Consider the following 13,620-nt stretch of genomic DNA (forward strand, 5'->3'; position numbering starts at 1 on the left):
ATTAATCTTGCCCCTTCATTCTAAAGGATCCTGACTTAATAATGAAGGTCTTTTTCCGTTACGCGTTTGCGGAAGACCCAATAGGTCCATCCCTGGTATAGAAGAACGATAGGAACCATGGTCAAGGCAATGATCGTCATAATCTTCAGGGTGTACGGACTGGACGAAGCGTTATAGATAGTTAGGCTCCACTTCATATTAAGACTTGAAACCATCACGCGTGGGAAAAGCCCCCAGAACATGGATACTGTAAACAAGAGAATAGTCAAACCATTCACCACAAAAGCCCAGCCAGCTTTACGGAGACGTATCAAAACATTGGCTAGGATTAGAGCTACTCCGGATGCAATCAAAGTAATACCTGCCCCAAGGTTATTGAATAGATCTGTCTGAAGATAGGTTAAGCCTGCCATCAACAAAACCACTGGTATGGCTATAAAACCGATACTACGGGCGGCTTTTGACGACCGCTCAGCCATATGACCGACGGTCTTTAGACTGAGAAACAAGGCGCCATGAAACGTGAAAACGAAGAGCGTGGTCAAACCCCCAACAATGGCATATGGAGAAAGAAGATCAAAGAATGTCCCGACATATTGCATTTTCGCATTAATCGGTACACCCTTAATCAGATTCGCCACAGCGACACCCCAAAGCAGAGAGGATAGGAAACTTCCCGTGAAAATCATTCCATCCCAGGTCGCCCGCCAACGGATACTGTTGTCACTGCTGCGAAATTCAAACGCGACGCCTCGTATGATTACGGCAACTAACACCAAAAATAAGGCGAGAAAGAACCCACTAAATAAGGTTGCATACCAATTAGGAAAGGCAGCAAACATAGCTCCACCAGCTGTAATTAACCAGACCTCATTTCCGTCCCAGTGCGGTCCGATAGTATTAATGATCACCCGACGTTCTGTATCGTTTTTCCCCAGGAAAGGAAGCAAAATCCCGACTCCGAAATCAAACCCTTCCAGAAAGAAGAAACCGACAAACAAGACGGTAATGAGTATGAACCAGAGGATGTTCAAGTCCATAACGACGCCCCCTTTATTTCGCGTTTCAACGTTTCTTCCGTGCTAGCCTCTTCCGGGCCCCTCTTAATAAACTTAAGCAAGAGGTACACCTCAGCTACCGCTAAGACTGCATAAAGCAGAGCAAAGCCCGCAAAAGCGATCAGCATGGATAAGGCTGAGACAGAGGTCGAGACACCAGCCTCCACTGTTTGCAATCCATAAACGATCCAGGGCTGACGTCCGACTTCCGCCATATACCAACCCGAAGTGTTGGCGATATAGGGTATCGGAATCATCCAGAGGGCAAGTCTCAAAAACCATTTCTTTTGCTCTAAGCAATTCGACTTATAAAAGTATAGTCCAACAAGCGGGATCAACACTAACACCATACCAGCTGTCAACATAATCCTGAAACTCCAGAACAAAGACGTTACCGGTGGAACATAATTGCCTGGCCCATATTGCTCGACTGCGGCAGTCTGAAGCTCATGAATTCCCTTTACTTCCCCTGTAAAACGATTGTAAGAAAGAAAACTTAACAAGCCCGGGATCTTAAGCTCCGAGTTGTTTTTCTGACCTTGCTCATCGATGGAGGCGAATAACAATAATCCCGCTGGATTTTCCGTCTCCCAATGTGCTTCAGCCGCTGCCATCTTCATGGGTTGTGCTTCTACAAGATGCATTCCTTGTAAATGCCCCACTCCTGCAACTCCGAAGGCACTAATTAATCCAAAAACGACGGCCATATGGAAGGAACGCCGAAAAACGTCCAGATGGTTCTTCTTCGACAAATGGTAAGCACTAATTCCCATCACAAAAAACGCTGCGGTGACAAAACCGCTAAGTACAACATGAGGGAATTGATAGAAAATATGCGGATTCGTAATGAGTGCGAGAAAATCAGTCATTTCGGCTCGACCATTTCGCAATATGTATCCTACTGGTTCCTGCATAAATGAGTTGGCAATCAAGATCCAGAGTGCGGATAAATTAGAGGCAATGGCCACAAGCCAAATGCTCAGAGCATGTACTTTTTTGGGCAATCTATCCCAGCCAAAAACCCATACTCCCAAAAACGTAGACTCTAAAAAGAAGGCTACTAAGGCTTCAACGGCCAATGGCGCTCCAAAGATATCCCCGACAAACCGAGAATACTCAGACCAGTTCATGCCAAATTGAAATTCTTGCACTAAACCAGTCACGACACCCATGGCAAAGTTAATAAGGAATAACTTTCCCCAAAACTTTGTCATCTTCTTGTACGTCTCATTGCCAGTTCGCACATACCAAGTCTCCATCATCGCCACCAGAACACCCAACCCCAGTGTCAACGGCACAAATAAGAAATGATAAGACGTGATCACTGCAAATTGTAATCTGGACAAGATGAGTTCAGTCATAAATTAAGCACTCTCCTTTCTTTCTTCCCTTTGTTTATTTAATATTATACTAATTATTAATTGTTTGGTCAATATAAATTCTAACTTATGTCTTGTCTTCCTTTGTTTAGGTTAGGTTTACGCGTTAAAGGGCTGGAAATTTCCAAAAAAATTCCCAGCCCTTTAACGCGTTTTATATTCAAAATAAAAGTACGAAGTTCTTTTATTCTATTAATTCGATCCCCCAAAGGATAGGATTAACCATCCTGTTTAAGCTCCCTTTAATGCACCTATGTCCTACCACAAGGGTTTGGGTCTTCATGTCAAGTTGCTCCAAAAGTGCCCGCCCATAAGTCACTGTATCGTTTGTTTCAATGGGATAAGTGCTAGCTCTCTCCATTTTTTCAAGGGCAGTTGAGGTCTTACCGCAGAGGTGGAGAATAAAGTTTCCACCTGCATCTTTGATCCCTTTAATAATTCGCCAGCTTGAGGGACCACTATACTCTCGATAGACTTTGGGCCCTATAATGCCCATAGCTCCAACCGGGTCTCCGTAAGAAATTATTGAAGCGCCTCTTTTGATACCCTCAAGACTATAGCGAATGATACCCTCTTCAACAACAGAAAGAACTTCCCTGACTCGCTGGGGGTCCTTGCGCATTCCTTTATAAAAATTCATAGGGTCGATAAGGGACGACAGAATCGTGAAGGGACCCTCGACACTTAAAGCCACTTTTTCTCCTGAAATAGCCAGGATTTCCACTGCATCTAGGACTTCTTTAATTCGACCAATATTTAAGTCCAGCCCTTGAATGGTAGATAGTTCTCCAATTGAAGTAAAGGGATAACTCTCTACCCTAGGCCCATTTATGGCATCGCCTAGCTTGATATGTGCACCATAAGCGTCTGCTTCTACCGTAACACAGAAAGGAACCCGAGTAATGACATCCCCTCTATGTTTTCTTAATGCCCTTGCCACAGTTGCCATACTATTTTTGTCGATGTGAGCTTCCGGGAAGGTTATACCCGTTTCCCGAACAACCTCTTCTGGAATCAGTTCCAAATCGTCACCAGTACATATAAAATCCATTATTATTCCTCCAATTTCAGAAGTCAGAGGCCAGAAGTCGAAGTTCGAGTTCAGAGGTTCCCACTTCACATTTCTCACTTCGCACTTCGCGGTTGCGGATAAGCCCATTCCAAGTTCAGATAAACTTCCACTAAAACTTAGCTTCACTTGGGAGTGTTTCCTTATCCAATAGTAAAGTAAAATATCTCCCCGACTAGGATACTGATTGATTGCAAGAGCAAGATTATCAACAGGGTTTTCTTCACGGGAAGTTCCCGGAAAAGAACCAGGACGCCAAATCCCGTATTGGCGAGTAAACCAGAGATCATGGCTCCGAAACCTAAGGCCCCTTTAATAAAACCCTCGGCGATGAGTATAGACGAAAAACAACTGGGGATCATTCCTATCAAAGCCGCCAGTACTGGCTGAAGAAAGGTATCTCGGCCAAGCAAAGTATAGATTCCCTCTTCACTGAACTGATTCACCCCGAAGCCAATGATCAGAACCGTCACGTACAAAAAGAGCGTAAGCTTCAAGGTGTGAATGACACTATTGACGATCCAATTTTTATGTTTGCCGCATTTTGGACAATCACAATCAAGTCCGCACCCTTTGAGTCGGTTGCGCTTCTCCTTAACCACTAGGTTTATTAAGATGCCCGCTGCGATCCCAACCACAAGCTTGATCCCGATAATTTGCACCATCAGAGGGAGCTTATCAGGATGGGCACCTATGATAATCAGGGCTTCATCCGAACCGGAGAGGAACACGGCGATGAGCATACCCAAGGAGATGTAGCCATTTCCGTAAAGCTTGGCAAAGGCCACCGAAATGCCACATTGGGGAATTATCCCCAGTACCGCTCCACCTGGGACATCCAATCGGGAAAGTCTGCTAAACAAAGGGGATCCTTTTTGAATCTTTCTGGTCGTCCAGTCCGATACGAGGATGATCAGGTACAAAACAGGAACTACCTTGATGACATCCTGAAAGCTGTCTATCAGAATTTCAGCCAACTCAATAACCCCCCGTTTTTAACCTTAAACAAGTTCTTAATTTCCTTTTCCTTTAGGTTTTTCCCAATCAGACAAAGCTTAGGGCTAGTCTTAAATTTACTCATCGATACTGTATACTGGCCATTCGTATAACTAAACTCCAAGAACCCCTGAGAATTTTTGAGAAAACCCTTTCCTCGCAAGACCAGGCCATATTGTTGTTGGCTGAGAAGGGATAGAATTTGTTCTAGTTCTTCCTGGCTATACGCACGCGAGGTCTTCAGTGCCAAAACTTCGAATTCATTTTCACTACAAGGTTTATAGTCGGTATGCAAAAGATCCGTAAAGTCTAAGTCTGTTTGTCCAGCAAGAAGGCTTTCAAATTCCTCTGGCCCCATGCTATCCCAGAGCTTACTGATGATTTCCCCATCCTGGTTAAATTCTCTGATGGAAGTAATGATCTCGTCTACCATTTGGCTGTCAACGAACTGGCTTTTACTCAAAATTAAAACAGAGGCATTCGTTATCTGGTCTTCAAAAAACTCTCCAAATGTCTCACACTGCTGTAGATAATTAACGCTGTCCACAATAGTTACCAGGGAGTTAATCTGGAGTAGGGATACGAATTCCGGTTTGCATAGAATATCGATGATTTCACTGAGGATACTGATACCAGTTGGTTCAATGATAATCCTTTGAGGGTGGAATTCTTTGATAATCCGATCCAGCATTTGGACGAAATCCTTTTGCATGATACAGCATATACACCCACTAGAGATCTCGAAGACTTCAAAGCCTTCCCTCTCTATGAGTTCTCCATCAATGCCGATGTCTCCAAATTCGTTTTCGATCAGAACAATCTTTTCCTTCTGGTGAACTTGGAGGAGTTTCTTGACCAAAGTAGTCTTACCTGAGCCTAGGAATCCTGAGACAACATCGACTTTAATCATCGTTACACCCCTCGATCCTGATAAAGAAAACTTGGCTAGCGCCAAGCCTTCAGGCGCCAGCGGTCCCTTCTCGCCATCCTTGGCCAGCGGTAGCCTTAGTTGCACTTATACTTTCTAACTAGTATTAAAAGCTCAATGCCTTAACAAAGTAATCCTGAAATCGGGGATTTGTGGAAAGCTCCAAAACCTCCATTTTACCCTTCAATTCCTTGATCTGGGCCATCACATTCTTGTTGATCAAGGCTAAGCGAGCGCCTTCCGCTGAGGAATTGCCGACAAACGTTATCTTCGCCATAAATCCTTTAGGGAGAAGGCCGATTCCTTGGATGCTCTCAGGATTAATATGATAGCCAAAGGCCCCGGCAATGACCGCTTCCTCTATGGCTTCCAGAGGGGTACCTGCTTCTTCGAGGAGTAAGGTGACCCCCGCTGCGATAGCACCCTTAGCCAGCTGAATCTGGCGAATATCCCTCTGGGAGATATAGATATCCTCCGTCAGATAAAACTTCTTGTCTCTTACTCTGGCCTTCAACCGAGAGTCAAGATTCGGGTTAAAGCGACCGTTGGTCAGAATTATGTTATGTTTGACCATGGTTGCCGTTAGATCAATAAGTCCACTACCGCAGATGCCCTTAGGGGATGTAGCACCGATGGTCGTATAATGAAGCTCAAAATTATCATCGATTGAGCAGGAATCGATGGCTCCTGCTTCGGCACGGCAACCGCAGGAAATGTTCATCCCTTCTAAGGCCGGACCGGCTGCAGTCGAGGTGGCAATCAGCCTACCTCCTAGATTAGCCACGATTTCACCGTTTGTTCCAATATCTAAAAATATAGCCGGGTAGTCTTTTTGATCAAACGCCGTTGCCACGACACCGGCAAGGATATCTGCGCCTACATATCCCGAAACAGAAGGCAACAGAGTGACTCTTCCTTCCGGACAAATCTGTAGACCGACCTCTCTAGCCTTCATATTAACAGGTTCAAGGAAAATCGGACGGTACGGGGACTTCGCTATGGACCCTGGATAAACACCCAGAACAAAGTGCAACATGGTCGTGTTTCCGGCGATCACTACTTGGTAAACACGCTCTGCTCTTGCCGCGCTTCTCGTGAGATCTATCATTAATTCGTTGAGTTTCCCAAGGATCGTCTCCTGAAGTTGGGTTACTCCGTGCGGATTTTCTAGACAATAACTTATCCGGGATAAGACATCTCCTCCAAACTCTGTCTGAGGATTTAGACAGGAGAGTTTGTGTAGAATTTCGCCAGTGCCTAGGTCAAGGAGATAAGCGGAGATTCCGGTGGTTCCTATGTCGATAGCCGCTCCCAGGATTTCACCAGTCTCGGACCCAAGGTCAATCAGTGTGTTGTCAAATAATACGCCGTATATTTGCTGAGTCTGAGCCTGCTCAAGTTCGCCGGCCTTCCTATAAATCTCTAAGGAGTTGGAGTTATAAGAGAGTCTTTCTAGGTATGGCTGAGCTGTCTTCTCGGGAACTGGTAACAAAACCTGTTTTACTAGGCTGTCGACCTCGACTTCAATCCCTAAGCCCTGGTTAATGGTCTTAAGCAGGCTGCCCTTCGAAGGAAGCTCGATCCGAACGTCACCCTTAACCCGAGCTAAGCATGCCAAACGAATATCATGAGCGGTATCGATGAAGCCTCTTTCCGATTCCTCCGGGGGGTAAAGATCACCCCAAACTTTGACCCGACATTTTCCGCAGACTCCTGTGCCATTGCAAGGAGTCTCTAAGGTCAGACCCGCTGCTCTAATACATTCAGAAAGCCGTTCTCCCTCGGCAACTTCTATGAATTTATTCTCCTTGGTGAAATGTACCTTAACCCTGTTAATGATAAGAACCTTCTTTCACGAAATCTGTCATAGCTTTGAGATTGCGGATAGAAGTAGCCATACTGAGACCGCAAGCGGGAGCAACAATATCCACCTTGGAATGGATAGCATTACGGGTGATGGACACAATCTTCTCGCACTCCCCGGTGTGCAGAAGTTGGGTATTAACATTACCCATAAGTCCCGTCTTGATTCCTTCTCGGGCAGTTTTCATGTTGACGATGGAATCAAAACTTACAGCGTCAGCCTCTACTTCATTGAGGGAACCGATAATATTCCCGGCATTACCGCAAATATGCAGGATAACGGGTATCCCTTCCTGATGGAGCGCTGTGATAATTCTCTGATAGTAAGGAACCGCAAACTTCTGGAAATTACGGGGTCCGAGAATTTCTCCGGTAGCTGTGGGATCCGAGATAGAGATTACGTCCGCTCCTGCCTTGACCATTTCTAAAGCGTAGCGGACGAGATAGTCATTAATGAAAGCCAAAAAACGGGCTGCTCGCTCAGGTTCCCGCCTCAGCATTTTAAACATTTCTAGTGGGTCAACCACGGAAGTGGCTGTACTGATATGGCCAGAAACATTGCCGATCACGGGGACCAGGCCGTTCTTAAGTTCCCCTATGGCATCAAGGACGATCCCCATCCTACCGCTGGTCACGTCAACCTGATAGTTTTCCATAATGCCTTCAAGCGGCTGTTCGTTATACTGAGTGATTCTGGGTTCAACAAGGTTATCTCCTATGTTTACACTGGCACCAAGGGCTTCCACCTCAGCTGTTAGACAAAACGGGACTCCGTAGTTTTCAAAGCCGGCTAGCTCGTTGACTTTTCGAGCAGCACTTACCATGGCACCGGTACCTGAATGATGACCGCCCCCCACTAAATCAGAGATCTCCGTGACACAGGCGCTCATCATGCCACCTGGGCAAATAACGGGAGGCCGGTCAACCTGGTCTCCCTTTAAGACGTTTAATAGACGTTCTTTTTGATTCAAGATACTTCACCTTCTTAAGTCAATCTAGGTTAGTCTACTTTATATTCATAAAGGCCATGGCTCCGAGCCACATCAAGCATCGCTTGAATATGCTCGAAAGGGACTTTATTGGCTGTTTCACACCCAGTCGAGAGGATAAAAGCAGGGGTATACCCTTGCATGGTATCTATCGCCTCTATGCAGACCTTATGAATCTCTTCAACAGGACCGAATAAAAGTTCATTGGCTGGGTCAATATTACCGAGAATGAGGGCTCTGCCGGCAACCTTCTCTCGAGCAAGTGCGAGATCACATTTATCGAGACTGATCACATCTGCTCCAGTGTCTGTCATTTTGTCCACAATCTTGTGTGTCTTACCGCAGATATGCAGGGGAATAAGTGCTTGTAACTCATGAGCTAAGTCCACTAGTTCTTTGATATAAGGAAAGGCAATTTTGTCAAACATCTTCGGACTGAAAAGGCTACCGGAGGCAATCGGTTCCAAGATGATTGGCATAGCGCCATAGCTAGCTATCTCTCGAATCAAGTTTTTACAGCTATCAGTTGCCATTCTTAAGAGGGTATGACAAAGTTCCTGATCAGTATAGGTATCTCGAGCAAAGGCTTCAACCCCCCGCAGGGTGGCCGCCGTGGAAACTGGTCCAGAGAAGCAAACCGAAATGAAAACATCGTCGCCCACTTCTTTGTTAAGGATTTCTAGAGCTTCGTAGAAAACAGGGAATTGACCGTCATTCTTTTCGGCGACTTTAAGTTTGCTCAAGTCTTCCCTTGAGTTAATTATGGGGACCTCACAGTTAGCGGGTTCATCCTCAGAATAGTCCAGCTCAGCACCCATAGCTTCCGCTACGTAGGAACAGTTTGTGAAGAGATAAATCAAATCATAGTTATACTTCTTGAAGGCCGCAATATGCGCTTCAGCCATGACCTTACCGTCAAGTTGAAACTCCTTGACGGTTTTGCCAATGAGATGAGCGGTATTGGTGGTAACAATCGGCATACAGATAATTCTGTCTAGGGGTTTTCCGGTTAGAAGAGCCAGAACCCTTTCCTTGGAGGTTAATATGTCTTCTCTGATTAACATGTTAGGCCCTCCCCATCAGGTCTTTGGCTTGTCTCACAGCTGAACTGGCATCATTGGCGTAAAGATCAGCGCCGATTTTATCACAGAACGTTTGCGAAATAGGACCACCGCCAATGAGAACTTTGTATTTATCCCGAATGTTTCGTTCTTTTAGTCGATCGATCACGGTTTTCATTCCGTCCATGGTCGTGGTCATCAAAGTAGACATGCAAATCATATCACATTCTAATTCTTCCGCTTTTTGGATAAATTGGTCGAGGGGTACATCACGGCCAAGATCATACACTTCAAAACCTGAGGCACCCGAAAGAATCCTCACTAGGTTTTTACCGATGTCATGAGTGTCCCCTTCAACTACCCCGATGACCATTTTGATGGGTTTTTCCAAGGAGCTTTTATCCAGATAGGGGTTAACCACATCAAGACCGGCGTTGAAAGCATCAGAACACATTAAGACTTCAGGAAGGAAATATTCCTCTTCCTCAAACAGCCGACTAACCTCGTTCATACCGGGGATTAAGCCCCCAGTTATTGTTTCAAAGGCAGGAATATTTAGTTTCAGGGCATCCTCGGCAAGCTCTGCTACCTTTTCTACTTCAAACTCTACTAGTGCGTGTGAAATTTCTTGGAATAATGTTTCTTTATCCACGATGTTCCCTCCTCTATACTATATAGTTTTAATTATATACTAACATAAGTAAAACTATATAGTATAGAGGAATATTATTACTCATGATAGTTATCACCTTCGGGAAGCTCAGGATCTATTTATAGAAAATAAAAAAACTCTTCCTTTTCAGGAAGAGTCACAGATAGTCCCTAAGTCAACTCATTCTTAATTCCCTATGCTAATACTAAACCCTAACTTTAGCAAGATCTCTAGCAGGGGGTCAGCACACTATCTTTATCTAATATAATCGATTGTCAGTTCCTCGAAAATTGTCTAACCTTCTTATTTATACCCTTCCTCTTTAAAGTAATTTTTGCGAATGATTAGGTCTGCTATATCTATCCCGAGGACGTTACTTTGTAGTTTTTCATTGGACGCAGCTTCTCCAACATACTGCTTGTTAGCTAAAACCGCGAAATCTTTATTCGTGTTTAACAAATTTCGCCCGAGCACGGTCTTTTTATACTTATCCTCGCTTACACCCATTAGGTAGGCCACCGTCGGCATTGTGTCAACTTGTCCGCCTGTTATCCCAATCTCGCGACCGTTCATTCCCTTATGATAGATAATAAGAGGAATTCGTTTAGTGTCATCGAGCCACCAGTTCTCATGGGGCTGAACTTGTTTTACTTCATCATTATAGTATTTGTGCACTCCAGTATGATCTCCATAAATAACAACCACTGAATTATCTAAAACCCCGCTTTTATCAAGAGTACCTAAAAAATTGCCAATCTGTTCATCTGTGTAGTTAACACTTTGGAAGTATCCACCCAATTTCGTCTTATTCAGCTCTTCGCTGAGAGCAAGCTTCCTATATTGATCGGGCAGGTCAAACGGGTTGTGGCTTGTCAAAGTAACCATAAAATTATAGAAAGGTTGCTTTTCACTGGCAATAATCGGTGCTATTTGCTTAAAATAGCTGCCATCGCTGATACCCAAACCGATTTGTTCATCTGTCTTGAAATGAGTCACATCCATCGTTTTTTCGAACCCTATGGAAGTTAGGGCTGGCATCCAGTTCCAATATGACCCTTTATCCGGATGAATGGCTAAAGTCCCATACCCCTTTTCCTTTAAAAGCTTTGGCAACGAATTGTAAATATTGTAGGGAAATCGAAAGAAAGTAGCACCTGTCCTAATAGGATAAACCGATGTGTTAGTCATTAAATCCGCATCCGCACTGGTGCCATTATTTACTTGTTCATAAAAATTCGAAAAATAAAGACTGTTCGGCAATAGCTTATTAAGGTTAGGGGTAACTTCCTGGCCGTTTACCTTTTGGTTTAAGACAAAATTCTCAAGTGACTCCACTTGGATCATGATAAGATTTTGTCCCTTAAAAAGACCGCTAAACTGATTAGGTGGTAGATTCTCTTGCTTCTGCGCAAACCAGCTCTTAATTTCTTGGTTTTCTGCCGGAGTTAGTTTCTTGATTTTACTATCTTCGTAATAGTTATAAAGATCATAGCTATGGTACCCCAGCGGTGAAAGGTTCGACATCGTCTGATTCGGTGACCACGCAACTCGAAACAACATATCTTGACCTTTCCCTTTAAGATCTAACTCGACGTGCTGAATGTAAATATATGAGATTGAAAGTGCTAAAAGAACGAGCAAAGCAAATACGTTCCGCTTAGCTGAACCGTGAAACTTCTTAAACTTAAGCCCGATTCCTACTAAGATTACTAGGTCAATGAAGAACAAGAAATCGATGGGTCGCAGCATTGACATAATACTACTAGAAAGATTATCGAGGTTGGTTGTTTGACTCATTAAATAAGGGGAAATAAAACTGCTGAAACCACGATAATACATCAAGTCTGCCAAAATGAGTAACGAAACGAATAAATTACCAGAAACAAGAAACCAATACCGGGTTCTGCCCTTAAACAGGAAGGAAAAACTCAGAATTATAACGATAAAAGAGACATAAACGAGCATTGAAGGTGGGGCGCTGAAACTATAAAAGGCCTTAAGAAAACTAAATCGAGTAGCGTTATCATTATTAATTAGACCGATGAAAAGTATAGACTTAGTCAGGAGTGCCAGAGTTGTGAAGAAAAATACAAATGCATCTCTAGTTAAAAATTTCCCCGTGATCAAAAGACTTCTCAAACCTGCATTTTGATACCCTGTGGCATGGGTGGATCCTAATTTCGCATTGTCATAGCCCAAATTATCATCTATACCAGTCAAAGATTCACCATTCCTCTACACAAAAAATATGTCCGACTCTACTTCATTCGACAAATATTCCTATTTTCCTTCTGTAAAAAATTTCTTCCAAATGTCTCTCTAAAACATTTCTTGGTTTTCAACAACAACAAACAAAGATACTATCTCAGAAATGAAATAGTATCTTTGTTTGTTACCTGGCATTGACCTACGGGTTGAAAAGCAAAGACCTGTTAACATCATTCAGCGACTTTAAAGTTGTATATCGGACTTATTGTATCTGCAATTTCTGCTGTATCACAGATTCCAAAATCCAATGTCAAGCTGCAGTAAAGCTCCATGGGGTCTTTCTGTCCCTGTCTGTAGGATCAAAAGCTATCACTAAGGCTAGATATTCTTACATCGCTATGGGTTTATTGGCATGAAAAAAGAAATAAGAAACCGTTAGGATTCTGATAGTTTTCTTATTTCTGATACAATCGATAAGCTACTAGAACCGCTTACGATGGCTAATAAAGCAGATGGATTTTTTTGATTTCTTTTTTGACTTCTTTTTGCAGCCCGCAATAATTAATGAAGCTGACGCTTTTTGTATTTCTTTTCATGTAGTGAATTTCTCCTCTCTATATTTGGGTCTTCTCTGTCTCCAGAGAATGGACTATCTTATTCAGATTCAGACGTCTCCTAGTCGTCCTTACCTCCTTAAATTGTCTTATCACTAAATCATTTAGTTCCAAATATTCATCCAATACGATTCTAAAACCCTAGCTGCATCTTTTCCTCCCTACAATAACTGATAATAATCCAGCACTTTAAAACAAAAGGCATTCTTTCGATTTAAATCTTCTTACCATTTATTTACTTCAACTTACATATTTCCTGATTTATTATAAGATCGTTCCAGTATTTGTACACTCGTATAAACTACAGGTTAAATAAATAAATTTCCAGGTAGTTCGTACAGGTTAAAAAATATCGAGATGTATGATTCATTAAATAATAAGATGTGTCTCCCAAATATTCCTCGCTATCCTTGGGTGGTAAGTGTGAAATAGCCCCCACCTTCAAACAAAGTGAGGACTATTTTGCGCTTAGGTTTATAATCTAGTGTAGGATACATGAGTCGTTAAATAGCATGTCCAAGAACGGTAGAGACTTTGTTTCAAACACTGAACCATCCTTTACCAACGCAACGATCTATTTGCCTTTGAAACATCCTATTGAGCCGCAAGCCGACTTTGGTGAAGCCAATATTATTGAAAAAGGATAACCGAGTACTATCTGACTCTTAACTGGACTGAACGAATCTTTGACCCCAGCCGTGTGGATCGAAGGGGTGGAACCTCGACCCCATAGACGTTTAAATGCTTGAAAATCGTTCGTTCTAACACAAAAAGACTACCTCGTTAGAGATAGTCCTTTTGCT

General features: G+C 43.3%; 11 protein-coding genes. 1 reads left to right on the forward strand and 10 read right to left on the reverse strand.

The features are described 5' to 3' along the window. Positions 1-35: 35 nt before the first annotated feature. The 10 genes from cydB to E4K68_RS16115 all read right to left on the reverse strand — a co-directional run bounded on the left by cydB (position 36) and on the right by E4K68_RS16115 (position 11,792). Positions 36-1,040: a cytochrome d ubiquinol oxidase subunit II gene (gene cydB, locus E4K68_RS16070; protein WP_135379933.1), complete on the reverse strand. Its 1,005-nt coding sequence runs from the start codon at positions 1,038-1,040 to the stop codon at positions 36-38. Further along, positions 1,031-2,419, reverse strand: a complete 1,389-nt coding sequence (locus E4K68_RS16075; protein ID WP_135379934.1) for a cytochrome ubiquinol oxidase subunit I — start codon at positions 2,417-2,419, stop codon at positions 1,031-1,033. The genes cydB and E4K68_RS16075 overlap by 10 nt, the downstream gene beginning before the upstream one ends. A gap of 202 nt (positions 2,420-2,621) precedes the next feature. Further along, positions 2,622-3,488: a uroporphyrinogen decarboxylase family protein gene (locus E4K68_RS16080; protein WP_158291442.1), complete on the reverse strand. Its 867-nt coding sequence runs from the start codon at positions 3,486-3,488 to the stop codon at positions 2,622-2,624. Between the two features lie 161 nt (positions 3,489-3,649). Then, positions 3,650-4,483, reverse strand: a complete 834-nt coding sequence (locus tag E4K68_RS16085) for a putative manganese transporter (protein ID WP_135379936.1) — start codon at positions 4,481-4,483, stop codon at positions 3,650-3,652. After that, positions 4,468-5,517, reverse strand: coding sequence for a GTP-binding protein (locus tag E4K68_RS16090; protein ID WP_135379937.1), 1,050 nt, complete (start codon positions 5,515-5,517; stop codon positions 4,468-4,470). The genes E4K68_RS16085 and E4K68_RS16090 overlap by 16 nt, the downstream gene beginning before the upstream one ends. Positions 5,518-5,536: 19 nt before the next feature. Beyond that, positions 5,537-7,270 (reverse strand): ASKHA domain-containing protein, encoded by a 1,734-nt coding sequence (locus E4K68_RS16095; RefSeq protein ID WP_348982867.1) that lies wholly within the window; start codon positions 7,268-7,270, stop codon positions 5,537-5,539. Further along, complete coding sequence (locus E4K68_RS16100) at positions 7,263-8,264, reverse strand: uroporphyrinogen decarboxylase family protein (RefSeq protein WP_135379939.1); 1,002 nt, start codon at positions 8,262-8,264, stop codon at positions 7,263-7,265. The genes E4K68_RS16095 and E4K68_RS16100 overlap by 8 nt, the downstream gene beginning before the upstream one ends. A gap of 29 nt (positions 8,265-8,293) precedes the next feature. Further along, the gene (locus tag E4K68_RS16105) at positions 8,294-9,346 is read right to left on the reverse strand and encodes a uroporphyrinogen decarboxylase family protein (RefSeq protein ID WP_135379940.1); all 1,053 of its coding nucleotides are present in this window, start codon (positions 9,344-9,346) and stop codon (positions 8,294-8,296) included. Position 9,347: 1 nt separating this feature from the next. Then, entirely contained in the window at positions 9,348-9,995 is a 648-nt protein-coding gene (locus E4K68_RS16110; RefSeq protein WP_135379941.1) for a corrinoid protein, read from the reverse strand. Positions 9,996-10,298: 303 nt separating this feature from the next. Next, positions 10,299-11,792, reverse strand: a complete 1,494-nt coding sequence (locus tag E4K68_RS16115) for an LTA synthase family protein (protein WP_243450410.1) — start codon at positions 11,790-11,792, stop codon at positions 10,299-10,301. 1,537 nt (positions 11,793-13,329) lie between these two features. Between E4K68_RS16115 and E4K68_RS21495 the strand changes: the two genes are divergently transcribed. Beyond that, positions 13,330-13,464 (forward strand): hypothetical protein, encoded by a 135-nt coding sequence (locus E4K68_RS21495; protein WP_282432999.1) that lies wholly within the window; start codon positions 13,330-13,332, stop codon positions 13,462-13,464. The last annotated feature ends 156 nt before the right edge of the window (positions 13,465-13,620 follow it).

Origin of the sequence: Desulfosporosinus sp. Sb-LF, from assembly GCF_004766055.1 — a bacterium.
Classification (GTDB): Bacteria; Bacillota; Desulfitobacteriia; order Desulfitobacteriales; family Desulfitobacteriaceae; genus Desulfosporosinus.